The following is a 26,283-nucleotide window of genomic DNA, read 5'->3' on the forward strand; positions in this document are numbered from 1 at the left end:
AACCGGCCTCCCCTTTCGTTTGACTTGCTCACTTTTGACTTAGTGACTTCTCACGGAGCCGGACATGTTGCAGGATTTTTCGAGCGTGACCTTAGCTGAGGCGAGACCCAGCGTCGTCGCCACCGAGCGGCTGACCTTGCGGCGGCCGACGCTGGCCGACGCCAGGGCCATCGCCCACCTCGCCAACGACCGCCGTGTCGCGGAAAACACCCGCCGCCTCCCGCATCCCTATTCTCAAGACCACGCCGTCGCATTCATCCGTGCCACCTCAGCGCCCGGCGCTGAGACCGTGTTCCTGATCGAGCACGACAGCGGGCCGGTCGGCATGGTCGGCATCGACCGCTCCACGCCAGGCAATGCCGAGCTCGGCTATTGGCTCGGCGTCGAGCATTGGGGCCGGGGCTATGCCACCGAAGCCGCGCGCGGCGCGATCGATTTCTTCTTCGAGGCGTTCGAGGACGATCACCTCTATTCAGGCGCGCGCGTCACCAACCCGGCCTCGCGCAACGTGCTGGAGAAGTGCGGCTTCCAGTGGAGCGGCGTGCAGCTGCATCGTTTCCTGGCGCTGGGCTCGTCGACGCCGGTCGATTGCTTCCGCCTCTCGCGCGGGGTGTGGTCGTCGCTGAAGAGCTGGAGCAGTGCGCGACGGGTGAGGTAGGGGCTACGCCGGCGGATTCACGTCCGGGCTCGGCCGTCCCAGATCGCGCTCGCGCAGATAGATGTAGAAGCCGGCGCCGATGATGATCGCGGCGCCGCCGATGGTCGCCATCGACGGCACATCGCCGAACACGACAAAGCCGAAGATCACGGCCCAGACGATCATCGAATATTGATACGGCACCACCACGCTCGCCGGCGCAAGCTTCAGCGAGCGGTTGACGCAGAACAGCGCGGTCACCGAAATCAGCCCAGCGGCCGCGAAGATCACGAGGCTGCCCGGCGTCGGCGGCACCCAGTGGAAGGCCGACATCACCGCCCCCAGCAGGAAGGTGCCGATGAATTGCGAGGAGGCCATCACGATGTCGGGCGTCTTGCGCAGGCTGCGGGTGATCAACATCAGCGTTGCGAAGGAAAGACTCCCGCCGAGCGCGATCAGCGCCGGCAGGCTCACCGTCTGCGCCGAGGGGCGCAGCGCGATCACGACGCCGCAGAAGCCGATCAGGATCGCGGTCCAGCGCCGCCAGCCGACCTTTTCGCGCAAGAAGATCGCCGACATCGCGGTGACGAAGATCGGGCCGGCGAGATAGTAAGTGATGACGTCGGCAAGCGGCAGATAGACCGTCGCGATGAAGAAAGCGGCGACCTCCAGGGTCGACAGCGTGACGCGGATGAGCTGGAGCCGCGGCCGCTCCAGATGCAGAAACAGGTCGCGCTGCCGCCAGATCATCGGCGACAGCAGCAGCAACGCTGCACCGCCTCGCAGAAACAGCAGCTGTCCCACCGAATAGGTCCCGACCAGGAACTTGCCCATGGCGTCGCCGAACGAGAACATGAAGATCGACAGCACCATGAGCCCGATGCCCGCGAGGCGCGCGGATCGCTCGTCATAGGCGGAGAGGTTCTTGAAGAAGGGCATCGGTACGCGTGAGTTCGGGAGCTCGTCATTGCGAGCGAAGGGAGCGCTGCGAAAATGGCATAGAGTCGCCTGCGGCCGTTTTAATGGCGTGAACGGCCGCGGCAACCCCGCGCCAGCCGAATTGAACGGATTGTCGCACGCTTCGCATCACGGTAGCGATAGGCACCGCCTCGACAAGAAGAGCCAGACATGACCGACTTCGATCCAGCCCGGCATCGCATGATCCCCACGCAACGCTGGTTTGAGGATTTCGTGGTCGGCGAACGTTTCGTGCTGCCGAGCCGCACCCAGACGACGGCGGTGTTTGCGGCCTTCCAGACCGCGAGCGGCGATACCCATCCGGTGCATTACGACGTGGAATATTGCCGCAGCCGCGGCATGCCGCATCTGCTCGCCCACGGCTTTCAGACCCTGATCCACACCGCGCCGGGAGCCGGGTTGTTTCCATTCATGGTCGAGGACTCCCTGGTCGGCTTCCTCGAGCAGTCGAGCCGGTTCCTCAAGCCGGTGTTCGCCGACGACACCCTCTATCCCGCGCTCGAGGTCACCGAGCTGGTGCCGGGCCGCACCACGGGCGCAGTGACGCTGAGGAGCACCGTGTTCAACCAGCGCAAGGAGCTGGTGCTGGAAGGCATGCAGAAATTCCTGATCCGCAGGCGACCCGGGTAAAGCTATTCGATCACGTCATCGGCGGTGCCGAGCAAAGTCGGCGAGATCGCAAGACCCAGGGTGGTCGCAGTCTTGCGGTTGAGCACCAGCTCGAACTTGATCGCCTGCTGCACCGGCAACTCGGCCGGCCGGGCGCCCTTGAGCACGCGTGCGGTATATTCGCCGGCGAGCTCCATCACGTTGAAATAATCCGAGCCATAGCTCGCAAGTCCGCCGGCCTCGACATAGTCCCGGACATCGAAAATGGCGGGCAGGCGATGGCGCAGCGCAAGCTCCGCAATGCGGGCGCGATGGACGTAGAAAAATCCTTCCGGGCCGAACACAAGCCCCGTGTCCGGCGCCGCGGCGATGCCCGCGATGGCGGCATCGATCTCGTTGTCCGTATCAGCGTTCAGCACCTCGACGTGCATGCCCAACGGCGCCGCGGCCCGCTTGAGATCGGCGGCGAAGGGCGCGGCGAGCGCCGAGCCCGGCTTCACCAGCGTAATGCAGCGCGAGAGGCCGGGTACGAGTTCGCGAAAAATGCCGAGCCGCTTGGCCGAGAGCTCCGCATTGAGCGAGGTGATGCCGGTGGCATTGCCGCCGGGGCGGTTGAGACTGTCGACGAGGCCAAGCGCGACCGGATCGGTGCCGGAGGAAAACACGATCGGCATCGTCGCAGTGGCCTTGCGCGCCGCCACGGCCGCGGCGGTGCTTCCCGGCGTGGCTATGAGGGTGACATTGCGCCGAACCAGATCAGCCGCGAGCGCCGGCAGCTCCTCGTTCCGACCCGAGGCCCACCGGTATTCAACGACGACGTTCTCTCCCTCGGTGAAGCCGCCTCGGGCGAGCCCCCTGCGGAAGGCCGCTAGGCGCTTGACGTTCTCTTCCGCCGAACCGGCGTGCAGAAAACCGATGACGGGCCGCGCCGGCTGGGCATGGGCCCGCGACAGCGCCGCAACCGAGATGGCGCCCCCGATGAAATCCCGCCGCCGCATTCCCGCCTGCTCCCCTGTGCCGGTTCCGCTATATCATATCCTGGCGACGCGCGATCGCCCTCGGCGGGTTAAGCAAGGGCCGAAATTCGCGCAGATTCGGCCGATTTGCGGGGTCATCCGGGTTGCCGCGCCAGCCCTGCTGGCCTACCTATGGCCCATGAAATTCCTCGACGAAGCAAAGGTCTATATCCGCTCCGGTGACGGCGGGAACGGCTGCGTGGCGTTCCGCCGCGAGAAGTTCATCGAGTTCGGCGGTCCCTCCGGCGGCAATGGCGGTCGCGGCGGCAACGTGATCGTCGAGGTCGCCGACGGCCTCAACACGCTGATCGACTACCGCTACCAGCAGCACTTCAAGGCCCAGAAGGGCGAGAACGGCTCGGGCTCGGACCGCCACGGCGCCAACGGCAAGAACATCGTGCTGAAGGTCCCCTTGGGCACGCAAATCTTCGACGAAGACCGCGAAACGCTGATCCACGACTTCACCAAGGTCGGCGAAAAGTTCGTTCTCGCCGAGGGCGGCAATGGCGGCTTCGGCAACGCGCATTTCAAGTCGTCGACCAACCGCGCGCCGCGCAACGCCAATCCCGGCCAGGTGGGCGAGGAGCGCTGGATCTGGCTGCGGTTGAAGCTGATTGCAGACGCCGGCCTGGTCGGCATGCCCAATGCCGGCAAGTCGACCTTCCTCTCCAAGGTCAGCGCGGCGCGGCCGAAGATCGCCGACTATCCCTTCACCACGCTGCATCCGCAACTCGGCGTCGTGAACGCCGACGGCCGCGAATTCGTGCTCGCCGACATTCCCGGCCTGATCGAAGGCGCGCATGAGGGCACCGGCCTCGGCGACCGCTTTCTCGGCCATGTCGAGCGCTGCCGCGTGCTGCTGCATCTGGTCGACGCCACCAGCGAGCACGCCGGCAAGGCTTACAAGACCGTGCGCAAGGAGCTCGATGCCTATGGCGGGCAACTCACCGACAAGATCGAGATCGTCGCGCTGAACAAGATCGACGCCGTCGAGCCGGACGAGCTGAAGAAGCAGAAGGACCGACTGAAGCGCGCTGCGAAGAAGACCCCGCTGCTGCTTTCCGGCGTCACCGGCGAGGGCGTGAAGGAAGCATTGCGGGCGCTGGTGGATGTGATCGGCGAGGCCCCGGTGTCGGCCAAGGCCAAGAGCGCCGCCGAAGCGGAGCCGTGGTCGGCGTAGTCGAGCGACACTCTCTCCACACCTCTCCCCAGCGGGGAGAGGTCGATTTGCGCAGCAAATCGGGTGAGGGGGAGAGGTCCCACGAGAGAGCTTAACCCCTCACCCGGCGCTACGCGCCGACCTCTCCCTATGGGAGAGGTTTTCTTCGCGCCATCAATAGCGCAATATCCAGCAAACGATGACTGGAGCGATAAGCATGGCGCGCGCGAAGAACGTTCTCTGGATCATGTGCGACCAGCTTCGCTATGATTATCTCGGCTGCACCGGCCATCCCACGCTGAAGACGCCGAACATCGACGCGATGGCGAAGCGAGGCGTGCTGTTCAGCAAGGCCTATGTGCAATCGCCGATCTGCGGCCCGTCACGGATGTCGTTCTACACCGGCCGCTACATGCGCTCGCACGGCTCGCACTGGAACGGCTGGCCGCTGCGCGTCGGCGAGCCCACGCTGGGCGATCACCTGAAGAAGATCGGCGTGCGCAACGTGCTGGTCGGCAAGACCCACATGGCGCCCGATCTCGAAGGCATGAAGGCGCTGGGCATCCCGCCGGAGTCGATGATCGGCGTGCATGTCGCCGAATGCGGGTTCGAGCCCTATGAGCGCGACGACGGCCTGCATCCCTCGGGGCGGCCGCGACCGAAATACGACGAGTATCTGCGTAGCCAAGGCTTTGAGGCGACCAATCCCTGGGAGCATTGGGCGAACTCAGGCGCGGCTGAAGACGGCTCGCTACAGAACGGCTGGCTGCTGGTGCATGCCGACAAGGCCGCGCGCGTGCCGGACGAGCATTCCGAGACGCCCTATATGACGCGGCGCGCAATGGATTTCATCAGCGAGGCCGAGACTGATGGCCGGCCGTGGTGCCTGCATCTGTCCTACATCAAGCCGCACTGGCCCTACATCGCGCCCGAACCCTATGCGAGCATGTATTCGATATCGGACATGATCCCGGTGATCCGCTCGGAGCGCGAGCGACAAAATCCCCATCCGGTGTTCGGCGCCTATATGGACATGCGCTACTCCCGCAACATGGCGCGCGACGAGGCGCGGGAGAAGGTGATCCCGACCTATATGGGCCTGATCAGCCAGATCGACGACCAGATGGGCGTGCTGATGAAGTTTCTGGAGGCGCGCGGCCTGCTCGACACCACAATGATCGTGTTCACCTCCGATCACGGCGACTATCTCGGCGATCACTGGATGGGCGAGAAGGATCTGTTCCACGAGCAGTCGGCAAAGATTCCGCTGATCATCATCGATCCTTCCGTGGAAGCCGACGCCACGCGCGGCACGCGCAGCGACGCACTGGTGGAAGGCATCGATCTCGCGCCGACTTTCGTCGATTATTTCGGCGGCAAGGTGCCGGGCCACATTCTCGAGGGACGCTCGCTGCTGCCGCTGTTGCGCGGCGCAACCCCGCCGGATTGGCGCAAGGTCGCGTTCTCCGAATATGACTACGCCATGCAGGACGTGCGGCTGAAGCTGAACCAGCCGATCGAGCGCTGCCGCCTGTTCATGGTGTTCGACGGCCGCTGGAAATACATCCACGCCTCCGGCTTCCGCCCGATGCTGTATGACCTCGAAACCGATCCGCTGGAATATGTCGATCGCGGCGAAGACCCTGATTGCGCCGGGACTATCGCGCGGCTCCAGGCCGAACTGTTCGACTGGGCGCTGCATCCGAACGACCACATCACCACGCCGCGCGAGAAGATCGCGGCCTATGCGGACAATCAGCTCCAGGTGAAGGGCGGGGTCCTGATCGGCATCTGGGATGAAGCCGAGCTTGCCGCGATCAAGGACGGCATCGCGCAACGCGCGAAGATGTGAGTGAGTGGGGCGAGCCTCTCTACTCGAGATGCCCGGGCTTGACCCGGGCATCCACGTTTTCCTTCAATCGCGGTGACGCGTGGATGGCCGGGTCAAGCCCGGCCATGACGGCGGAGGGTGAAGCGCGAGCGAGCGCTAATTCTCGATCTTGTATCCCGTCGCCTTCACGATCGGCTGCCAGAACGCCGTGTTCGCGGCGAGCTCTTTCGACAGCCCATCGGCGCTGCTGCCGACCGGGATCAGCCCGATCGCCGTGAGCTTCTCCTTCACCTCGGGCTTGGCGAGCGCGGCGCTTGCGGCAGCTCCCAGCTTGCTCGCAAACTCCGGCGGGCTGCCGGCGGGAAGCCACATGCCGTACCAGGCATCGGCAACGAGATCGATGCCGCTCTCCTTCAGCGTCGGAACATCAGGCGCGAACGGCGAACGCTCCGCACTGCTGACCCCAACGATCTTCACGCCCCTGGCGCGATGCTGCGGCAGCGCATCCGCCAGCGTGGTGATCCCGAAAGAGATGTGGCCGCCGATGAGATCGTTGAGGATCGGCGCGCTGCCGCGATAGGGCACGCGGGTCAGGGGAATGCCGAGATCCTTCTCCAGCTTCGAGCCGGCGAAGTGCGGGATGGTGCCGTTGCTGGGCACGCCGAACGAGGTCTTGTCTGGATGCGCCTTCAACCAGGTGACGAATCCCTTGAAATCGGCGGCATCGACACCCGGCCCGATCACGACGGCAAATTCGAACCGGGCCAGCAGCGACACCGGCATGAAATCTTTCGCCGTATCGAAGCTCGGTGTCGTCTCGACCATCGGCAGCAGGTACATGGTCGGCCCCGTCGTCACCAGCACCATGCTGCCGTCGGGGCTGGCGCCCTTCACCGATTTGATGCCGATCAGACCATCACCGCCGGTGCGGTTCTCGACCACGATGGTCCGTTGCAGCACCGGAGAAATTTCCTGCGCGATCAGCCGGCACAACGTGTCGCCGCCGGCGCCGGCCGCGAACGGGAAGATGATCTTGGTCAGCCCGGCCTGCGCTTGCGCCCGGCTTGCCTGCGCCAGCAACGGCAGACCCATACATCCGGCCATGAATTTACGGCGGTCCATTCGTTTCCTCTTCCAGCCCTTTGTCATTGGCAGCCATTAGAGCCAGGCTGACGCGCGACACAAGGCCGACATGGGTGCCGTTTACCATTCGGGCCGCCTTGCGCCGGCCATCGTCCTGCTGCAAAAGCAGGCCTCATCGGCGCTGCCTGTCGCTCCGCCGTTTCCCGTGCACCCGTCCCGTTAGCGCCAAAACCTAAACACATGGCCAGCCCCGAACTCAGCCAATTCCGCCGCATCGTCGTCAAGGTCGGCTCCGCACTGCTGGTCGATTCCGATAGGGGCGAGGTGCGGGCGTCCTGGCTCGCCGCGCTCGCCGACGACATGGCGAAGCTGCACAAGGAAGGCCGCGACGTGCTGGTGGTGTCCTCGGGCTCGATCGCGCTCGGCCGCAGCCGGCTCAAGCTGCCGCGCGGCCCGCTGAAGCTCGAGGAGAGCCAGGCCGCCGCCGCCGTCGGCCAGATCGCGCTGGCGCGGATCTGGTCCGAGGTGCTCGGCGCGCACGACATCGACGCCGGCCAGATCCTGGTGACGCTGCAGGACACAGAGGAGCGCCGCCGTTATCTCAACGCCCGCTCGACCATCGGCAAGCTGCTGGAGTGGCGCGCGATCCCCGTCATCAACGAGAACGACACGGTCGCCACCACTGAAATCCGCTACGGCGACAATGACCGCCTCGCCGCGCGCGTCGCCACCATGGCGAGCGCGGACTTGCTCGTGCTGCTCTCCGACATCGACGGGCTCTACGACGCCCCGCCGAAGAACAATCCGAACGCAAAGCTCATTCCCGTCGTCGACACCATCTCCTCGGAAATCGAGGCTGTCGCAGGCGACGCCGAGTCCGAGCTGTCGCGCGGCGGCATGCGCACCAAGGTCGAGGCCGCCAAGATCGCCACGACCGGCGGCACCCATATGCTGATCGCCTCCGGCAAGATCGAGCATCCCCTGCAGGCGATCGCCGATGGCGGCCGCTGCACCTGGTTCCTGACGCCCGCCAACCCCATCACCTCGCGCAAACGCTGGATCGCGGGTACGCTGGAGCCGAAGGGCACGCTGACCATCGATGCCGGCGCCGTGACGGCACTGCGTGCCGGCGCCAGCCTGCTGCCGGCCGGCGTGATCAAGGTCGAGGGCCAGTTCGCCCGCGGCGACGCCGTGATCGTGCGCGGCCCGGATACCAGCGAGATCGGCCGCGGCCTGATCGCCTACGACGCCGACGATGCCGAACGTATCAAGGGCCGATCGTCTCCTGATGTGATGACCATCCTCGGCATCAGCGGGCGGGCGGAGATGATCCACCGCGATGATCTGGTGGTGGGCGGGTAGTTCAAGCAGGCGCTCATCTACTGCATGTCGTCAGAGGCGACATCCTGCCGGCCGTGCATCACTCGGACGATCTCCACGCCATCGGGCAACGGGATATAGAAAATCACGTAGTTGCCGACAGGGAAGCTGCGCAAGCCCGCTCGCAGTTCTCGTCGCTCTCTTCCGGCCAGCGGGTTCTCCACCAGCATCTCGAAAATCTCACCGATGCGCCCGATCTGCTTCTCGGCAGCCCGAATGCTGTCCGAAGCAATGAAATCCCAAATCGAATCGAGATCGGTGTTGGCTTGGGGAGCTTTGCGGAATCTATTCGCCACGTTTGCGCGCGGCCGATCGCCGCCGTCCCCGCGCCTTGATGTCGTTCATCCATTCCTGGACATCGACCTCTTCCATCGGCCCGCTGTCAAAACCCTTCTGGATCTCCTCCCGCAGCGCCTCCAGCTTGAGCTTGCGCCGCTCTTCGCGCTCCTCGACAAGGCGAAGCCCCTCTCGCATGACCTCGCTCGCAGTAGCATAGCGGCCGCTCTCGACCAGATTGTCGATCAAGTCCTCGAAATGCTTGCCAATGCTGTAGCTGCTCGCCATGGACGGCTCCATTATCAGATAATGATACTTATTGATATTTGCCCATTCGGCAAGGATCGATCGGGCCACGCCCCTAGCCAGGCCATTGGCCGAACCGGTGGCGCCAGCCGGATCCCTGCCATACCCTGCCCGCCCTTCGCAAAAGCGGGATTTCCGTGCTAGGACACCGCCTTAGCAAAGGTTGAAAACCCATGGCCGCCCCTCTGAAAGCCGTTGACGGCACTGCCGATCTTCAGGCGCTGATGTCCGATCTCGCCGCCCGTGCCCGCGCCGCTGCGCGCGTCCTGGCCCTGGCGCCGCCGGAGCAGAAGAACCGGGCGCTGGAGGCCATGGAGCGGGCGATCCGCGCGAACTCCGCAGCGATCCTTGCCGCCAATGCCGAGGACGTTGCCGACGCCAAGGCATCTGGCACGATGATCGCCTCCTTCATCGACCGCCTGACGCTGACGCCGGCGCGCGTGGAGTCGATGGCCGAGGGCATCGCCATCGTGCGCGGCATCAAAGATCCGATCGGCGTGGTCACCGAGAGCTGGCAGCGGCCGAACGGCATGACGATCGAACGCGTGCGCGTGCCGCTCGGCGTCGTCGGCGTGATCTTCGAGAGCCGCCCGAACGTTGCGGCCGATGCCGGCGTGCTGTGCCTGAAGTCGGGCAATGCCGTGATCCTGCGCGGGGGCTCCGACAGTTTCCGTTCCTGCCGTGCGATCCACGAATGCCTTGTGCAGGGCCTGCGCGAAGCCGGCCTGCCCGAAGCTGCGATCACGCTGGTGCCGACGCGCGACCGCGCGGCGGTCGGCATGATGCTGTCCGGCCTCAACGGTGCCATCGACGTGATCGTCCCGCGCGGTGGCAAGAGCCTCGTCGCACGCGTCGAGCAGGAGGCGCGCGTGCCCGTGTTCGCGCATCTCGAAGGCGTCAACCACGTCTATGTCGATGCCAGCGCCGACCTCGCCATGGCAAAATCGATCGTGCTCAACGCCAAGATGCGCCGCACCGGCGTCTGCGGGGCGGCCGAGACGCTGCTGGTGGATCGCGCTGCCGCGGCTCAGAACCTGAAGCCGCTGATCGAGATGCTGCTGGATGCCGGCTGCGAGGTCCGCGGCGACGATGCCGTGCAGAAGACCGATGCGCGCGTAAAGCCTGCAAATGACGAGGATTGGGACACCGAATATCTCGACGCGATCATCGCCGCCAAGGTGGTCGACGGCGTCGACGGCGCGATCGCGCACATTCAGACCCACGGCTCGCAGCACACCGACGCGATCGTCAGCGAGGACCAAGCTGTTGCGAAGCGATTCCTCAGCGAGGTCGATTCCGCGATCGTGCTGCACAACGCCTCGACGCAGTTCGCCGACGGCGGCGAGTTCGGGTTCGGTGCCGAGATCGGCATCGCCACCGGCCGCTTCCACGCCCGCGGCCCTGTCGGCGCCGAGCAACTCACCAGCTTCAAGTATCGCGTTCACGGCACCGGGCAGACGCGACCGTAAGTAACGTCGTAAGGCGTGGGGCATTGAGCAACAATTTCGTCGTGCCGCGTTTCGTGGCGCAAGCGGTCCCGCCCCACACGCCGGGCATGCGGATCGGCTTGCTCGGCGGCTCGTTCAATCCGCCGCATCAGGCGCATCGTGCGATCAGTCAATTCGCGCTCAAGCGATTGCAGCTCGATCGCGTCTGGTGGCTGGTGACCCCCGGCAATCCGCTTAAGGAGAACGGCAATCTGCATGAACTCGGCGAGCGCATGCAGGCTGCGCGCGACGTTGCCGACGACCCCAGGATCGAGGTCAGCTGTCTCGAATCCGTCATTCGCACCCGCTATACTATCGACACGATCAACACCTTGCGCCGCCGCTTCCCGGGCCTGCGCTTTGTCTGGATTATGGGCGCCGACAACCTCGCTCAATTCCACCGTTGGCAGGACTGGCGGCGCATCGCCGGCCAGGTGCCGATTGCGGTCATCGATCGCCCGCCGCAGAGTTTTCGCGCCCTTGCCTCCCCCGCCGCCAAGGCGCTTTCGCGCTACCGTTTGCCTGAGAATAAGGCAGCGCTGCTTGCGGATCAGCCGGCGCCGGCCTGGGTCTTCCTCACCGGATTGAAGCTGAACCTGTCCTCGACGGGCCTGCGGAACCCGGACGGGAGCTGGAAAGGTACGAAGTGAGACAGACTGTGCGGCGAAGGGCTCTCTGGCATATTGAAACCCTTAACCCCACATGATGTAGTGTAACCAGCGGGTGCTGGATTCGGCGCTCGCGATACAGTGAAAGGAATGGTCCCTGACCACATCTGTATTGTCCAAGACTGAGTCTGTTTTACCCAAGGCAAAACCGGCGCGTAAAACATCGACCAAAGCTGCGGCCTTGCAGGCGCAACCCGACGCCGACAAGACGCTGAGCCTGATCCTCTCCCGCCTCGAGGACATGAAGGCGGAAGAGACGGTCACCATCGACCTTCGCGGCAAATCGGCATACTCCGACTACATGATCGTCACCACCGGCCGGGTGAACCGGCACGTTGGCGCGATCGCGGAGAACGTCGCCAAGGGCCTCAAGGAAAACGGCATCAAGAACATCCATGTCGAGGGCTTGCCCAATTGCGACTGGGTGCTGATCGATTCCGGCGATGTGATCGTGCACGTGTTCCGGCCCGAAGTCCGCGAGTTCTACAACCTCGAGCGGTTGTACACGCAGGGTCCAGGGGCTGCGAAAGCGGTCGCGGCGAAGGTGATCTAGGCGAGAGGTCGATTTCGAATCGGCTGACGCGCATGCTAGCGTCGTGCGCGCGCAAACTGCGCGCGGTCTTGAAAACGCGACCCTGAAAATACATGCGTGTTGCTGTCATTGCGGTGGGCCGGCTGAAGCAGGGCCCCGAACGGGAGCTTGCCGACCGCTATTTCGAGCGGTTCGACGAAGCCGGCCGCAAGCTCGGATTCCGCGAGCTCAGCATCCATGAGATTCCCGAGAGCCGCGCGCGCGACGCGGCGACCCGGATGAGCGAGGAGGCCGCGGCGATCTCCGCGCATATCCCTGACAAATCGATTCTGGTGGCGATGGACGAGCGCGGCCAGAATCTCGAGTCCACCGTATTCGCACGGCATCTCGGACGCTGGCGCGACGAGGGTGCCGGACATACTATCTTCGTGATCGGAGGGGCGGACGGACTTTCGCCCGAATTGCGCCGTAAGGCCAAGCTCGCGATCGCGTTCGGCTCTGCGACCTGGCCGCACCAAATGGTCCGCGTCATGCTTCTGGAACAGCTGTATCGGGCCGCCACCATTCTGGCCGGCCATCCCTATCACCGCGCGTGATACGCGCCACAACGAGCACCTTTGCCTCAAGCGATGCGAGCGCCTGTCCTCAACCTGCTGCTGATCGCAAGCGTCTCAGGCGCAAGCCTCGCGCAAGGTTGCGTAAGCCTCGCGCAAGCTCAAACGGCAGCGCCAGCACCGCAGACCGCTTCCGTCTCGCCCGATGCCATCAAGCAGCGCGAGCAGGAGCTCGAGGCCGCGCGCGCGAGCAAGAAGAGCGCGGAGGAAGCGCAAGCCAAGCTCAAGGCCGAGATCTCCGCGCTCGGTCAGGACCGCACCCAGCTTAATCAGCAATTGATCGACACCGCCGCCAATGTGCGCGCCGTCGAGACCAAGATCGACGAGGCCGAAGCGCGGCTGAAGACGCTGAACGGACGCGAGCAGCAGATGCGCTCCTCGCTCGATTCGCGCCGCGCCGACATCGTCGAGGTGCTGGCGGCGCTGCAGCGCGCCGGAAGGCGCACGCCGCCCGCGCTGCTGGTGCGCCCCGAGGACGCGCTGCAATCGCTGCGTACCGCGATGCTGCTCGGCGCGGTGGTGCCGGAATTGCGCGGTCGCGCCGAAAAGATCGCGGGCGAGCTCGGCGAGCTCGTTGCCCTGCGCAAGAACATCGCCGCCGAGCGCGACCAGCTCGCCGCCGACCGCGACAAGGTCCGCAGCGACCAGACCCGCCTCACCGCTCTGGTCGAGGAGCGGCAGCGCCAGCAGGCCTCGCGCGAAAAGGACCTCGACGCCGAGAACGTGCGCGCCATCGCGCTATCGCGGCAGGTCGGCGACCTCCAGGGGCTGATCGCCAAGATGGAGCAGGACCTGCAGAGCGCGGCCAAGGCCGCCGAGAAGGCGGCTGAGGCCGCCCGGCAGGCCGAGGCCAAGGAAGCCAAGGCGGCAGCGGCAAACGCGGCTGCCAGCGCCAAGCCCGGCCCCGCCATTTTCAAGGACCGCTCCCGGACCACCCCGGCGATCGCCTTCGCATCGGCCAAGGGGCTCCTGCCGCTTCCGGTTAACGGTAACAAGATCAGGGACTTTGGCGGTTCCGACGGGGTCGGCGGGGTCCAGAAGGGGATTTCGCTGGCAAGCCGACCCGGCGCCCAGGTCACGACGCCGTGTGACGGCTGGGTGGTCTATTCAGGCCCCTTCCGCAGCTATGGACAACTCTTGATCCTCAACGCCGGTGGCGGGTATCATGTCCTGATCGCCGGGATGGAGCGCATTTCGGTCAACATCGGTCAGTTTGTGCTCACGGGGGAGCCGGTCGCGACCATGGGGTCGACCTCTCAAGTCGCCTCCATTCTCGCCACGAACGCGAGTCAACCTGTGCTGTATGTCGAGTTCCGCAAAGACGGCACTCCAATCGATCCAGGCCCATGGTGGGCCGCAAATGAAGGCGAGAAGGTTCGCGGATGATGCGCAAGACTTCAGTTATCCTCCTCAGCGCGGCCACCGGTGCGGCGCTGACGCTGTTCGTGACCCAGCCGCGCGCGGTCTTCATGGGCTCCAGCGCGCGCGCCGCGACCGCTGACACCTATCGCCAGCTCAACCTGTTCGGCGACGTCTTCGAGCGCGTGCGCTCCGACTATGTCGAGAAGCCCGACGACACCAAGCTGATCGAATCCGCCATCAGCGGCATGCTCACCGGCCTCGATCCGCATTCGAGCTACATGGACGCCAAGAGCTTCCGCGACATGCAGGTGCAGACCCGCGGCGAGTTCGGCGGTCTCGGCATCGAGGTCACCATGGAAGACGGCCTGATCAAGGTGGTCTCGCCGATCGACGACACGCCGGCCTCGCGCGCCGGCATCATGGCCAACGACATCATCACCAATCTCGACGACGAGGCGGTGCAGGGCCTGACCCTGAACCAGGCGGTCGAGAAGATGCGCGGCCCCGTCAACACCAAGATCAAGCTCAAGATCATCCGCAAGGGCCAGGACAATCCGCTCGACGTCACGCTGGTGCGCGACAACATCCGCGTCCGCTCGGTGCGCGCGCGCGTCGAGGCCGACGACATCGCCTATATTCGCATCACCACCTTCAACGAGCAGACCACCGAAGGCCTGAAGCGCGAGGTCGCCAACCTCTCGAATCAGATCGGCGACAAGCTGAAGGGCTACATCATCGACCTGCGCAACAACCCGGGCGGCCTGCTCGAGGAAGCGGTCACCGTCTCCGACTCGTTCCTGGAGAAGGGCGAGATCGTCTCGACCCGCGGCCGCAATGCCGAGGAGACCCAGCGGCGTACCGCGCATGCCGGCGACCTCACCAAGGGCAAGCCGGTCATCGTGCTGGTCAATGGCGGCTCGGCCTCGGCGTCGGAAATCGTCGCCGGCGCGCTGCAGGACCACAAGCGCGCGACCATCGTCGGCACGCGCTCGTTCGGCAAGGGCTCGGTGCAGACCATCATCCCGCTCGGCTCCGGCAACGGCGCACTGCGCTTGACCACGGCGCGCTACTACACGCCGTCGGGCAAGTCGATCCAGGCCAAGGGCATCGTGCCCGATATCGAAGTGCTGCAGGACGTGCCGGACGAACTGAAGTCGCGCACCGACACCAAGGGCGAGGCTTCGCTGCGCGGGCACCTGAAGAACGACGGCGACGAGAAGACCGGCTCGCAGTCCTACGTGCCGCCGGATGCCAAGGACGACAAGGCGCTCAAGCTCGCCGACGATCTGCTTCACGGCATCAAGAACAGCGCCTCCGCGGCGCCGACGCCCGGCAACGACAACAAGGCGGCGACGACCGACAAGCCCAAAGCGGCGAACTAGGTCGACGGACCAAACGATCTCCCGAAAGGGCGGCTCCTAGAGCCGCCCTTTTTGCTTGGAACCTGGTCGTCCCCGGCCTCTCCCGGCCTGCCGCCGCTTGACCCCGGCGTGGTATCGTCGGTGGAGTGATTCGGGATCGCGCATGACTGAAACGGCCGATGATCTGAGCACCCCGCTCGGACAGGACAAGCCGCGCCGCAAACGCCGGCTGCGGCTGCCGTTCACGGCCATGCAGTTGCTCGCCGTCCTGCTCGGCCTGTTCCTGGTCGCCTTTGCCGGCTTTGCCATCTTCAACAACGATCCGCTCGGCGGCGAGCCGATGACGCGGATCGCGATCCGCGATACCAAGGCGACCGATGAGAAACCGGCAGCCTCCGATCATGGCCAGGAGGCCAAGCAGGACGGCAAGCACGAGGCCAAGGAAGCCCCCAAGCAGGCGGGCGAGCCGAAGACCGTCACCATGATCGACGGCTCCACCGGCACGCGCCGCGACGTGGTGATCGGCGCCGGCGAGGCCGCGGACAAGGGCGAAGCGGCAGCCGCATCCGCCCCGCCGCCCGTGATGGCCGGGATCGACCCAAAACTGCTGGAGAAGTCGCGCTACGGCATGATCCCGGTGGTCGCAGGCGACCTCAAGCCGTTCAACGTCTATGCCGCCGATGCCGACCGCGCCAAGGCCGCAAAAATGCCTGTGGTCGCGATCGTGATCGGCGGGCTCGGCGTCGGCGCCGCCAAGACGCTAGACGCCATCATGAAGCTGCCGCCGGCGGTGACGCTGGCATTCACGCCCTATGGTTCGGACCCCGGCAAGCTCGCTGAGCGGGCCCGCGCCCAGCGCCACGAGATCTTCCTGCAGATCCCGATGGAGCCCTATGACTTCCCGGACAACGATCCGGGCCCGCAGACGCTGCTGACCTCGCTCAGCACCGACCAGAACACGGACCGCCTGTACTGGCACCTCAGCCGGATACAGGGCTATGCCGGTCTCACCAATTTCATGGGCGCCCGCTTCATCGCGACCGAGCCGGCGATGACGCCGATCATCCGCGAGGCGGCCAAGCGCGGCCTCGGCTTCTTCGACGACGGCTCCTCGCCGCGCAGCATCGCGCCCCAGGCCGCGAACAGCGCAGGCGTGCCGTTCGGCAAGGGCGACATCGCGATCGACGCGGTGCCGACCCCGACCGAGATCGACCGCGCCCTGAACAAGCTGGAATCGGCGGCCCGCGAGCGCGGCGCCGCCGTCGGCACCGCCTCGGCCCTGCCGGTCTCGATCGAGCGCATCAGTGCCTGGACCAAGACATTGGGCGACCGGGGTATTCTCCTGGTGCCATTGACAACCGCGATGCTGAAATCAAAATCCAGCTAAATCAACGGATTGGTACGGCAGGGGTCCGGCGGGGCCTCAAGGCCTGACCGAGAGCACGCAAGAGGTCTGGCGGAATGGCGCGTTACGAGGATCTGCCCTACCGGACCTGCGTCGGCGTGATGCTGATCAACAACAAGGGCCTGGTGTTCATCGGCCGCCGCGCCGGCGGCATCGAGCATGTCGACGACAGCCATGTCTGGCAAATGCCGCAAGGCGGCGTCGATCCCGGCGAGGACACCTGGGACGCCGCCAAGCGCGAGCTCTACGAGGAGACCAGCGTGCGCTCGGTGGAGCGGCTCGGCGAGGTCCCGGACTGGTTGATCTACGACATCCCGCGCACCGTTGCCGGGCGTGCCTGGAAGGGCCGCTATCGCGGCCAGCGCCAGAAATGGTTCGCGGTCCGATTCACCGGCAAGGACAGCGAGATCAATGTCGAGAACCCCGGCGGCGGCGGCCACAAGGCCGAGTTCGTCAGCTGGCGCTGGGAGCCGATGAAGAATCTCCCGGAGCTGATCATCCCGTTCAAGCGCCCGGTCTACGAGCGCGTGGTGAAGGAATTTTCGTCACTCGTGGATCAATAAATCAAATTGTCGTCCCGGCTTCGGTGCTAAGGCATCGCCGGGAACGACGATGAGAGACTGACGCGTGACGAACGACAAGCCCTACCGCCCCAATGTGGGGATCGCCCTGTTCAATGCCGATGGCCGCGTGCTGATCGGCCACCGCTTCAAGGGCGACGGGCCCGAGATCATCCTGCCCGGGCTCGACTGGCAGATGCCGCAGGGCGGTGTCGACGAGGGCGAGAATCTGCGGGACGCGGCGATGCGCGAGCTGTGGGAGGAGACCAGCGTGGTCAGCGCAAACTTCCTCGGCGAGACCGACTGGTTCACCTACGAATTCCCGCCCTATGACGGACCGCAGACCCATCGCCTGGCAAAATTCCGCGGCCAGCGGCAAAAATGGTTCGCGCTGCGCTTCACCGGCAAGGATGACGAGATCGATCCGCTGACGCCGCGCAACGGCCAGCCCGCGGAGTTCGATGCCTGGCGCTGGGAGCGCCTCGACCGCGTCGCCGACATCGTAGTGCCGTTCCGGCGCGAGGTTTATCTCGCCGTGGCGAAGCAGTTCGCGGTATTCGCGGACTGAAATTCGAAAACAACCCCATGCACAGTAGGATTGGGGTTGGAATCATTGGGATATTTTTGCGCGCCGGCGCGCAATCCATCACAGGTGCCAGACCTCTCCCGCTTGCGGTAGAGGGAGCGCCCCGCGCGCGGCAAGGCCGATCGCACCACCCTAATTGATCGGGCCCACCGTGAACGGGCCGATCGCGATGACGTGGCAGTCGCTGTCGCGCTTGGCGCAGTCGGCGAGGGCGGAGTTCACGGCGGCCTGCTCGTCGGCGGCTTTCAGGCCGAGGCCGGGGCGGCCGGCGGTGCCGACGGCCACTGCGTTCCAGCCCATGGCATCACCCAGCTTGCGCACGACGTCGTCGCGCTGGTCCGCGATGATCGAGGCATTGCTGGCGGCGTGGAAGAAGCCGGTGATCCTGAGCAGGGTCGGGATCGGCACCACGAAATTGTCGTCGACCGCGACGATCATGCAGGCGACGCCAGCGATGGCGCCGCAGGATTCCAGCGCGCGCCGCGCCGAATCCTCGGGCGTCGGCGCGCCCAGCACCCAGAAATATTGCCCGCCCGGGCCGAGCGCGACTGCGCGGGATTTTGCTGCCGGCACGAACATGTTCTCGAGCCGGACCTTTTGCGGATCGCGCACCATGGGAAAGTCTTTCGACACGAAGGCGCGCTCGGTCATGGCGTCGTGCCGAAAATAGGGCGGTGGCGGCATCGGCGGCTTGCCATGGGGGTAGACGACGTTGTTGCCGACGGCATAGAGCTCGCAGCGCCGCGGCGATTGCGCGGCATCGGCGCGTTTCTGGCACTGCTCCAGCGCGCCATTGCGCGCGGCTTCCTCGGTCGGCTGGTTCAAGACCGAACCGGTGAAGCCGCCGACATTGAGCGCAAAGGCCTTGTAATCGCCGGAGGCGGAATAGTCGCCGGCGAGGTAATTGCGGACGCGCTCGTTGATGAAGGGCACGCTGTCGGCGACGAGCTTGCCCGATAGCGGCGGCGCCGATGCAGGAATCGCCGCCATCGCGGCGCTCGCACTCGGCGGAGCCATCGGCGCCTTTGCCGGCTGTATCGGCGCAGGACTCGGAACAGTGCTTGGCGCAGCAGCCATTGCTGTCGGCGTTGGGCTGGGCGCCGCAGCCGGCGCGACCGCGGCGGTGACCGTCTGCTTGAGCTTGGTGTTGTAGAGAAAGCCGGTGACGATGATGGCGACGACCGAGACGACCGCCACCACCAGCGGCCACATCCACACCGGTGCCGCCGTCACCTTGGAGGCCGCCTTCTTCAGCTGCGGCTTGGCGTAGCTGCCGTCCTCGCGCCGCATCGCCACCATATAGGCGTGTACCGGCGTCGGGATGTTCTTGACCTCCTGCGCGCCGATATCGGCGAACTGCACCGACAGTTTGTTGGCGACCTGCTCGTGCACGGCGCGGGAGACGCAGATGCCGCCGACCTCGGCAAGACCCTCCAGCCGCGCCGCGATGTTGACGCCGTCCCCTAAGAGATCGCCGTTACGCTCGACCACGTCACCGATCGTGATGCCGATCCGGAACGACATCTGCCGGCTCGGCGGATAGGCCATGTTGCGGGTTCGAAGCGATTCCTGGATATCGATCGCGCAGCGCACAGCGTCGACCGCGCTCGGAAATTCCGCGAGCACGGCATCGCCCGCCGTGTTGAAGATGCGCCCAGCCGCCTTGGCGATGAAATCGTCGATGACTTCGCGGTAGGAGGCCAGACGCCGCAGCGTCTCCTCCTCATCCTCCGCAACGAGCCTCGAATAGCCGGCAATATCGGCCGCGAAAATCGCCGCGATCTTGCGCTTCATCTGAGCCCTGCCCTGGAACCTCTGCCGCGGCGGCAGAATGCCGCTATCGCTCGCAGGGTGCAACAAAGTTTCAGCGCCCGCCACTTCCGTGACGAGCGCTGATTTTGTTCAGAAATTTGAAGCTGGAGCTTGGCCCCGGAGCGGTTGCGCCGGGGCTTAGTGCATAGCCGTGGAGTTGAGCTGCTGCTGGATGCTCTTGTAGTGGTCGAGCCGCGCGATGGCGTGATCGAGCTCGCTGCCTTCGTGCTCCTTCAGGCCCTCTTCCATCTCCGAGATGGTCTCGGCGAACTGGGCGCGGTCGAGCTCGGCCAGCGAGGTCGCGACGTCGGCAAGCACGGTCAGGCCTTTTTCAGAGACCTCGGCGAGGCCGCCGAGCACGATGACCTTCTCGTGGCGGCCAGCGGTGGTGATGGTGAGGATGCCCGGGCGGATCGCAGCCACGACCGGCGCATGACCCGCCAGCACGCCGAAGTCGCCCTCGACGCCGGGAATGTCGACCTGATCGACTTCACCCGAGAAGGCGAGCTTTTCCGGCGAGACGAGATCGAAGTGGAAGGTGGCCATGGTGTTTCCGCTTGCTTCGCTTGTCACCCGCGGGCCTGACCCGCGGGTCCATCACTCAACGAAAGTTCTTTCTCGATGGATCGCCGGATCAAGTCCGGCGACGACATCTGAAACTTAGGCCGCTTCAGCGGCGAGCTTCTTGCCCTTCTCGACGGCTTCTTCGATGGTGCCGACCATGTAGAAGGCAGCTTCCGGCAGGTGGTCGTACTTGCCTTCCACCAGGCCCTTGAAGCCCTTGATGGTGTCGGCGAGGTCGACGAACTTGCCCGGCGAACCCGTGAAGATTTCGGCGACGTGGAACGGCTGCGACATGAAGCGCTCGACCTTGCGGGCGCGGGCCACGGTCAGCTTGTCCTCTTCCGAAAGCTCGTCCATGCCGAGAATGGCGATGATGTCCTGGAGCGCCTTGTAGCGCTGCAGCACCTGCTGGACCTGACGGGCGACCGCGTAGTGCTCCTCGCCGACGACTAGCGGGGAGAGCATGCGCGAGGTCGAGTCGAGCGGGTCCACCGCCGGATAGATGCCCTTCTCGGCGATCGAGCGCGACAGCGTGGTGGTCGCGTCAAGATGCGCGAACGAGGTCGCCGGCGCCGGGTCGGTCAAGTCGTCGGCCGGAACGTAGATGGCCTGCACCGAGGTGATCGAGCCCTTCTGCGTGGTGGTGATGCGCTCCTGCAGCGCGCCCATGTCGGTCGCGAGCGTCGGCTGATAACCCACCGCCGAAGGAATACGACCGAGCAGCGCCGACACTTCCGAGCCGGCCTGGGTGAAGCGGAAGATGTTGTCGACGAAGAACAGCACGTCCTGGCCCTTGTCGCGGAAGTCTTCCGCGATGGTGAGGCCGGTGAGCGCGACGCGGGCGCGGGCGCCGGGCGGCTCGTTCATCTGGCCGAACACCAGCGCGCACTTCGACTTCACGCTCGGATCGGGGTTCTTCGGATCGGCGTTGACCTTGGACTCGATGAACTCGTGATAGAGGTCGTTGCCCTCGCGGGTGCGCTCGCCGACGCCGGCGAACACGGAGTAACCGCCGTGCGCCTTGGCGACGTTGTTGATCAGCTCCTGAATCAGCACGGTCTTGCCGACGCCGGCGCCGCCGAACAGGCCGATCTTGCCGCCCTTCGCGTACGGAGCCAGCAGATCGACGACCTTGATGCCGGTGACGAGAATTTCAGCTTCGGTCGACTGGTCAGTGTAGGTCGGCGCTTCCTGGTGAATGGCGCGCAGGCCTTCGGTCTTGACGGGACCGGCTTCGTCGATCGGCTCGCCGATGACGTTGATGATGCGGCCGAGCGTGCCTTCGCCGACGGGAACGCGGATCGGAGCGCCGGTGTCGGTCACTTCCTGGCCGCGGACCAGACCTTCGGTGGTGTCCATCGCGATGGCGCGGACGGTGGACTCGCCGAGATGCTGGGCGACTTCGAGCACCAGGCGGTTGCCGCCGTTCTTGGTCTCGAGCGAGTTGAGAATGGCCGGGAGGTGGCCTTCGAACTGCACGTCGACGACGGCGCCGATGACCTGGGTGACGCGACCGACCTGGGCTGCCATTGAATGTCTCCTTCGATCCGAATTTTTAAACCACGGTCAGCTCGTCGACCGGGACGTTGAGTTTGACGGGGACTGAAGCGTCTTGATCAGACGGCCTCGGCACCCGAGATGATTTCGATCAGTTCCTTGGTGATCTGCGCCTGACGCGTGCGGTTGTAGACCAGCGTCTGCTTGCGGATCATCTCACCGGCGTTGCGCGTCGCGTTGTCCATCGCGCTCATCTGCGCGCCGTAGAACGAGGCGTTGTTCTCGAGCAGCGCGCGGAAGATCTGGACCGCGAGGTTGCGCGGCAGAAGACGGGTGAGAATTTCGTCCTCTTCAGGCTCGTATTCGTAAGACGTGGTGTTGGCGGCGCCGCCCTCCTCGACCACCAGCGGAATGACCTGCTGGGCGGTCGGGATCTGCGCGATCACCGACTTGAAGCGCGAGTAGAACAGCGTGCAGACATCGAACTCGCCATTGTCGAAACGCGCCAGCACCTTCTTGGCGATGTCCTCGGCATTGACGAAGCCGAGCTGACGAACGCTGCGCAGGTCGAGATGCTCGACGATCTGCTTGTCGAACTGGCGGCGGAGCTGCTCGTAGCCCTTGCGGCCGACGCAGAAGAATTTCACGTCCTTGCCCTGCGCCATCAACGCCAGCGCGCGCTCGCGGGCGAGACGCACGATCGAGGAGTTGAAGGCGCCTGACAGGCCGCGCTCACCGGTGCAGACCAGCAGCAAATGAACCTGGTCGCGGCCGGTGCCGGCCAGGAGAACCGGCGCGCCGGGCGAACCGGCGGCTGCGCTGGCGATGTTGGAGATCACCGCGCTCATCTTGTCGGCATAGGGACGCGCGGCTTCCGCCGCGGTCTGGGCGCGGCGCAGCTTGGAGGCCGCGACCATCTGCATGGCCTTGGTGATCTTTTGCGTCGCCTTGGTGGAGGCGATGCGCACGCGCATGTCTTTAAGTGACGCCATTCTTCGTTCACCCCGGCGGTTCGACTTGAAATGTCGGACCGCTAGCCTGTCCCTATCGCAATGCCCGGCCGGGCGCCGGGCACGCTTCTTATTGATTTGCCTCTCGCGAAGCGGTCACGGCCGGAAGCATCCGGCCATGAAAGCGTGTTGTTACGCGAAGCTCTTCGCGAAACCTTCGACCACCGACTTCAGCTTGGCCGCGGTGTCGTCGGTGAGGTCGCGGGTGTCGCGGATCGAATTGAGGATCTCGACGTTCTTGCCGCGCAGCAGCGACAGCAGACCGTCCTCGAACGCGCGCACCTTGTTGAGCGGGAGCGGATCGAGATAGCCGTTGGTGCCGGCCCAGATCACGCAGACCTGCTCTTCCATCTTCAGCGGCGCGAACTGCGGCTGCTTCAGCAGCTCGGTGAGGCGCGAACCGCGGTTCAGCAGGCGCTGGGTCGAGGCGTCGAGGTCGGAGCCGAACTGCGCGAACGCCGCCATTTCGCGGTACTGCGCGAGTTCGCCCTTGATCTTGCCGGCGACCTTCTTGGTGGCCTTGGTCTGCGCGGACGAGCCGACGCGCGACACCGACAGACCGACGTTCACCGCGGGACGGATGCCCTGGAAGAACAGGTCGGTTTCCAGGAAGATCTGACCGTCGGTGATCGAGATGACGTTGGTCGGGATGTAGGCCGACACGTCGTTGGCCTGGGTTTCGATGACCGGCAGCGCCGTCAGCGAACCCGAGCCCTGGTCCTTGTTCAGCTTCGCCGCGCGCTCGAGCAGGCGGGAGTGCAGATAGAACACGTCGCCGGGATAGGCTTCGCGGCCCGGCGGGCGGCGCAGCAGCAGCGACATCTGGCGGTAGGCGACGGCCTGCTTGGAAAGGTCGTCATAGATGATGACCGCGTGCATGCCGTTGTCGCGGAAGTACTCGCCCATGGTGCAGCCGGTGAACGGCGCGATGTACTGCATCGGCGCCGGGTCCGACGCGGTGGCGGCGACGACGATCGAATATTCGAGCGCGCCCTGCTCTTCCAGCACCTTCACGAACTGGGCGACGGTCGAACGCTTTTGACCGACTGCGACGTAGACGCAGTACAGCTTGATGTTCTCGTCGGGCTGCGCGTTGAGCGGCTTCTGGTTCAGGATGGTGTCGAGCGCGATCGCGGTCTTGCCGGTCTGACGGTCGCCGATGATCAGCTCGCGCTGGCCGCGGCCGATCGGGATCAGGGCGTCGATCGCCTTGAGGCCGGTCGCCATCGGCTCGTTCACCGACTTGCGCGGAATGATGCCGGGCGCCTTGACGTCGACGCGCATACGCTTCTCGGCCTGGATCGGGCCCTTGCCGTCGATCGGGTTGCCGAGCGCGTCGACGACGCGGCCGAGCAGGCCCTTGCCGACCGGCGCGTCCACGATGGCGCGGGTGCGCTTGACGGTCTGGCCTTCCTTGATCTCGCGGTCGGCGCCGAAAATAACGACACCGACGTTGTCGGTTTCGAGGTTCAGCGCCATGCCGCGGGTGCCGTTCTCGAACTCGACCATTTCACCGGCCTGGACGTTGTCCAGACCATAGACGCGGGCGATACCGTCGCCGACGGACAGCACCTGTCCGACTTCGGAGACTTCAGCTTCCTGGCCGAAATTCTTGATCTGGTCCTTGAGGATCGCGGAAATTTCCGCGGCGCGGATGTCCATCAGCCTGCCTCTTTCATCGCGTGCTTGATCGAATTGAGTTTGGTGCGAAGCGAGCTATCGATCATGCGGCTGCCAAGCTTGACCACGAGGCCACCGATGATCGAGGGATCGACCTTCACGTTGAGCGCGACGTCCTTGCCGGTCACCGACTTCAGGGCAACCTTGAGGGCGTCGAGATTCTTGTCCGAGAGCGCTTCCGCGACCGTCACGTCCGCAACCGCCTCGCCCTTGAACTTGGCGACCAGGGCGCGATAGGCGCGGATGACGTCAGCCACCGCGAACAGACGGCGGTTGGCGGTCAGCACCTTGAGGAAATTGGCGGTGATGCCGGCAATGCCCGCCTTGTCCAGTACGGCCGAAAGGGCCTTGGACTGGGCGTCGGCCGCGAACACCGGGCTGCGGACGAGGCGCTTCAAATCGGCGCTCTCGTTCAGCAGGGCCTCGAATTTTTCGAGATCGGCCTTGACCTCGTCGACCACTTTCTGGTCGCGGGCCAGTTCGAACAAGGCCGTTGCATAACGGCCGGACACACCGGAAACGGACGTATCTTCTGCAGCCACAGACGCGCTCTTTTTGCTGTCAAACTCGCAAGGGAAAAACCGTCGCCACGAAGCGGCGCCTAGCGATCCAAGCCCTTGGAATTCAAGCGGGACTTCGATTTTCGACCGACACGGGAGGTGCCGGGTCCGTTAAAATCGCGGCTTTGCTAACATAGCAGGCGCGCACGTGCAACATGACGGCAACTTAAAGGCTCGGCTGTTTCTCGCCAGTTCGTCGCACGCACCAAAGCTCGCACGTGGACCTGCCACGTCACGGAATTGACCCGACCCGGACGGCGCCATCCAGCTCCTTCGTTCCTGCCCTCAGCGCATAGCGGCCATGAACACGGATCGCTGAGGCGTGACCGGGACGGCTTTGCCGACTTATCCCGAATACTTACCCAATTCTAAACATCGCGCGCGATGACTTCGCTCTACAGTATTCCCAAGTAATTTGAAGGTTAATGAATCGTTAAAGTCTAAGATTACGGAACATCGGCTGCAATATCGATGCCAGTAACAAGATATTACACGACGACACAGAACGGATTTACTGCCCAATTCACGCCTCATTGAGAATCGAAACGCCAACCCGCTCACAAACTGATGGGGGCTCCACTTGCCACATATGTGGCAATACTAGCTTAGGGACCACTAAATGCTGTCTTTGAAGATGCTGGGCTCTGTGACCCGGCCGCGTACGGCGATCGCTTTCGTCGCTGCAACTCTCCTGGTCGGTGGAACTGCCACCGAAGCTTCCGCCAAATCCCGCCACCACCGGCACCATCACCGCCACCACGCCCAGGCTGACACCAACGCGACCCCGGATTGGCGCAACGCCAACGCCGCGATGACGCCGTCGTCGGGCACGGGCCGCAGCTTCTCCGGCATGGCCTCCTATTACGGCAACGAGTCCGGCAGCCGCACCGCCTCGGGCGCGCGCTTCAACCAGAACGCCATGACCGCGGCGCATCGCTCGCTGCCGTTCGGCACCAAGCTGCGCGTCACCCATGGCGGCTCGAGCGTCATCGTCACCATCAACGACCGTGGCCCGTTCGTGCGCGGCCGCGTCCTCGACCTCTCCACCGGGGCCGCCCGCGCCATCGGCCTGACCGGCGCCGGCGTCGGCCGCGTCACCGCGGAAGTCGTGTCGTAACGCGCTTGCCGCCTCATCGCGCGCGCAATTTCATCAGTTTGATGCGCGCGTGAAACAAGCCCGCGGTCTTGGGGGACCGCGGGCTTTTTTGCGTCGAGAGCGATCCGTGTCCCGGACAAGCTGCAACGCATAAGCGTTGCGGCGCAGAGCCGGGACCCATATGTGGACGGCCCCCGTGGCACAAGAGCTTTGT

The 26,283-nt window shown here is 65.0% G+C and carries 26 protein-coding genes; 15 read left to right on the forward strand and 11 right to left on the reverse strand.

Annotated features, from left to right (window positions below; translation table 11 throughout):
* The first annotated feature begins 64 nt into the window (after nt 1–64).
* Nucleotides 65–658, forward strand: coding sequence for a GNAT family N-acetyltransferase (locus HYH08_RS35925; RefSeq protein ID WP_220014542.1), 594 nt, complete (start codon nt 65–67; stop codon nt 656–658).
* Nucleotides 659–661: 3 nt separating this feature from the next.
* Here the strand turns inward: HYH08_RS35925 and HYH08_RS35930 are convergent, their stop codons facing one another.
* Nucleotides 662–1,576 (reverse strand): DMT family transporter, encoded by a 915-nt coding sequence (locus tag HYH08_RS35930; RefSeq protein ID WP_220014543.1) that lies wholly within the window; start codon nt 1,574–1,576, stop codon nt 662–664.
* A 189-nt stretch (nt 1,577–1,765) separates the two neighbouring features.
* Between HYH08_RS35930 and HYH08_RS35935 the strand changes: the two genes are divergently transcribed.
* Nucleotides 1,766–2,245 (forward strand): MaoC family dehydratase, encoded by a 480-nt coding sequence (locus HYH08_RS35935; RefSeq protein ID WP_220014544.1) that lies wholly within the window; start codon nt 1,766–1,768, stop codon nt 2,243–2,245.
* A 2-nt stretch (nt 2,246–2,247) separates the two neighbouring features.
* Here HYH08_RS35935 and HYH08_RS35940 read toward each other — a convergent pair whose 3' ends face one another.
* The gene (locus HYH08_RS35940) at nt 2,248–3,222 is read right to left on the reverse strand and encodes an ABC transporter substrate-binding protein (protein WP_220014545.1); all 975 of its coding nucleotides are present in this window, start codon (nt 3,220–3,222) and stop codon (nt 2,248–2,250) included.
* 157 nt (nt 3,223–3,379) lie between these two features.
* Between HYH08_RS35940 and obgE the strand changes: the two genes are divergently transcribed.
* Both obgE and HYH08_RS35950 read left to right on the forward strand, forming a co-directional pair.
* A complete protein-coding gene (obgE, locus tag HYH08_RS35945) occupies nt 3,380–4,420 on the forward strand; it encodes a GTPase ObgE (RefSeq protein ID WP_220014546.1) in 1,041 nt (346 codons plus the stop codon).
* Between the two features lie 196 nt (nt 4,421–4,616).
* Nucleotides 4,617–6,251 carry an alkaline phosphatase family protein gene (locus HYH08_RS35950; protein WP_220014547.1) on the forward strand — a complete coding sequence of 545 codons (1,635 nt, stop codon included), beginning with the start codon at nt 4,617–4,619 and terminating at the stop codon, nt 6,249–6,251.
* Between the two features lie 135 nt (nt 6,252–6,386).
* On the opposite strand, the gene HYH08_RS35955 is transcribed toward HYH08_RS35950, so the two are convergent.
* Nucleotides 6,387–7,352, reverse strand: a complete 966-nt coding sequence (locus HYH08_RS35955; protein ID WP_220014548.1) for a Bug family tripartite tricarboxylate transporter substrate binding protein — start codon at nt 7,350–7,352, stop codon at nt 6,387–6,389.
* A gap of 201 nt (nt 7,353–7,553) precedes the next feature.
* On the opposite strand from HYH08_RS35955, the gene proB reads away from it, so the two are divergent.
* On the forward strand, nt 7,554–8,675 hold the full coding sequence (gene proB, locus HYH08_RS35960; RefSeq protein WP_220014549.1) for a glutamate 5-kinase: 1,122 nt from the start codon (nt 7,554–7,556) through the stop codon (nt 8,673–8,675).
* A 17-nt stretch (nt 8,676–8,692) separates the two neighbouring features.
* On the opposite strand, the gene HYH08_RS35965 is transcribed toward proB, so the two are convergent.
* Together HYH08_RS35965 and HYH08_RS35970 are read right to left on the reverse strand one after the other, a co-directional pair.
* Nucleotides 8,693–8,989, reverse strand: coding sequence for a type II toxin-antitoxin system RelE/ParE family toxin (locus HYH08_RS35965; protein ID WP_220014550.1), 297 nt, complete (start codon nt 8,987–8,989; stop codon nt 8,693–8,695).
* Nucleotides 8,979–9,257, reverse strand: coding sequence for a type II toxin-antitoxin system ParD family antitoxin (locus HYH08_RS35970; RefSeq protein ID WP_220014551.1), 279 nt, complete (start codon nt 9,255–9,257; stop codon nt 8,979–8,981). The genes HYH08_RS35965 and HYH08_RS35970 overlap by 11 nt, the downstream gene beginning before the upstream one ends.
* 191 nt (nt 9,258–9,448) lie before the next feature.
* Between HYH08_RS35970 and HYH08_RS35975 the strand changes: the two genes are divergently transcribed.
* The 9 genes from HYH08_RS35975 (at nt 9,449) to HYH08_RS36015 (ending at nt 17,832) form a co-directional block, all read left to right on the forward strand.
* Nucleotides 9,449–10,744 carry a glutamate-5-semialdehyde dehydrogenase gene (locus tag HYH08_RS35975; protein WP_220014552.1) on the forward strand — a complete coding sequence of 432 codons (1,296 nt, stop codon included), beginning with the start codon at nt 9,449–9,451 and terminating at the stop codon, nt 10,742–10,744.
* 23 nt (nt 10,745–10,767) lie between these two features.
* A complete protein-coding gene (locus HYH08_RS35980; protein ID WP_220014553.1) occupies nt 10,768–11,412 on the forward strand; it encodes a nicotinate-nucleotide adenylyltransferase in 645 nt (214 codons plus the stop codon).
* 199 nt (nt 11,413–11,611) lie between these two features.
* Entirely contained in the window at nt 11,612–11,983 is a 372-nt protein-coding gene (rsfS, locus tag HYH08_RS35985; protein WP_220014554.1) for a ribosome silencing factor, read from the forward strand.
* Nucleotides 11,984–12,075: 92 nt separating this feature from the next.
* The gene (gene rlmH / locus HYH08_RS35990) at nt 12,076–12,558 is read left to right on the forward strand and encodes a 23S rRNA (pseudouridine(1915)-N(3))-methyltransferase RlmH (RefSeq protein WP_220014555.1); all 483 of its coding nucleotides are present in this window, start codon (nt 12,076–12,078) and stop codon (nt 12,556–12,558) included.
* Nucleotides 12,559–12,591: 33 nt separating this feature from the next.
* A complete protein-coding gene (locus tag HYH08_RS35995; RefSeq protein WP_220014556.1) occupies nt 12,592–13,962 on the forward strand; it encodes a murein hydrolase activator EnvC family protein in 1,371 nt (456 codons plus the stop codon).
* Nucleotides 13,959–15,320: a S41 family peptidase gene (locus tag HYH08_RS36000; protein ID WP_220014557.1), complete on the forward strand. Its 1,362-nt coding sequence runs from the start codon at nt 13,959–13,961 to the stop codon at nt 15,318–15,320. Before HYH08_RS35995 ends, HYH08_RS36000 begins: the two co-directional genes overlap by 4 nt.
* Before the next feature lie 142 nt (nt 15,321–15,462).
* Nucleotides 15,463–16,686, forward strand: a complete 1,224-nt coding sequence (locus tag HYH08_RS36005; protein ID WP_220014558.1) for a divergent polysaccharide deacetylase family protein — start codon at nt 15,463–15,465, stop codon at nt 16,684–16,686.
* 74 nt (nt 16,687–16,760) lie between these two features.
* The gene (locus HYH08_RS36010; RefSeq protein ID WP_220014559.1) at nt 16,761–17,267 is read left to right on the forward strand and encodes an RNA pyrophosphohydrolase; all 507 of its coding nucleotides are present in this window, start codon (nt 16,761–16,763) and stop codon (nt 17,265–17,267) included.
* Nucleotides 17,268–17,331: 64 nt separating this feature from the next.
* A complete protein-coding gene (locus HYH08_RS36015) occupies nt 17,332–17,832 on the forward strand; it encodes an RNA pyrophosphohydrolase (protein ID WP_220014560.1) in 501 nt (166 codons plus the stop codon).
* Between the two features lie 150 nt (nt 17,833–17,982).
* Here HYH08_RS36015 and HYH08_RS36020 read toward each other — a convergent pair whose 3' ends face one another.
* The 6 genes from HYH08_RS36020 to HYH08_RS36045 all read right to left on the reverse strand — a co-directional run bounded on the left by HYH08_RS36020 (nt 17,983) and on the right by HYH08_RS36045 (nt 24,955).
* Nucleotides 17,983–19,644: an adenylate/guanylate cyclase domain-containing protein gene (locus HYH08_RS36020; RefSeq protein ID WP_220014561.1), complete on the reverse strand. Its 1,662-nt coding sequence runs from the start codon at nt 19,642–19,644 to the stop codon at nt 17,983–17,985.
* A gap of 156 nt (nt 19,645–19,800) precedes the next feature.
* Complete coding sequence (locus HYH08_RS36025) at nt 19,801–20,208, reverse strand: F0F1 ATP synthase subunit epsilon (protein WP_220014562.1); 408 nt, start codon at nt 20,206–20,208, stop codon at nt 19,801–19,803.
* A gap of 114 nt (nt 20,209–20,322) precedes the next feature.
* Complete coding sequence (atpD, locus tag HYH08_RS36030; protein ID WP_220014563.1) at nt 20,323–21,756, reverse strand: F0F1 ATP synthase subunit beta; 1,434 nt, start codon at nt 21,754–21,756, stop codon at nt 20,323–20,325.
* Nucleotides 21,757–21,842: 86 nt separating this feature from the next.
* Nucleotides 21,843–22,715 carry a F0F1 ATP synthase subunit gamma gene (locus HYH08_RS36035; protein ID WP_220014564.1) on the reverse strand — a complete coding sequence of 291 codons (873 nt, stop codon included), beginning with the start codon at nt 22,713–22,715 and terminating at the stop codon, nt 21,843–21,845.
* 150 nt (nt 22,716–22,865) lie between these two features.
* Nucleotides 22,866–24,395 (reverse strand): F0F1 ATP synthase subunit alpha, encoded by a 1,530-nt coding sequence (gene atpA / locus HYH08_RS36040; RefSeq protein ID WP_220014565.1) that lies wholly within the window; start codon nt 24,393–24,395, stop codon nt 22,866–22,868.
* Nucleotides 24,395–24,955, reverse strand: coding sequence for a F0F1 ATP synthase subunit delta (locus tag HYH08_RS36045; RefSeq protein WP_220014566.1), 561 nt, complete (start codon nt 24,953–24,955; stop codon nt 24,395–24,397). Before HYH08_RS36045 ends, atpA begins: the two co-directional genes overlap by 1 nt.
* 637 nt (nt 24,956–25,592) lie before the next feature.
* On the opposite strand from HYH08_RS36045, the gene HYH08_RS36050 reads away from it, so the two are divergent.
* On the forward strand, nt 25,593–26,090 hold the full coding sequence (locus tag HYH08_RS36050) for a septal ring lytic transglycosylase RlpA family protein (RefSeq protein ID WP_220014567.1): 498 nt from the start codon (nt 25,593–25,595) through the stop codon (nt 26,088–26,090).
* Nucleotides 26,091–26,283 lie beyond the last annotated feature (193 nt).

Source organism: Bradyrhizobium sp. BR 10289 (assembly GCF_019455385.1).
Classification (GTDB): domain Bacteria; phylum Pseudomonadota; class Alphaproteobacteria; order Rhizobiales; family Xanthobacteraceae; genus Bradyrhizobium.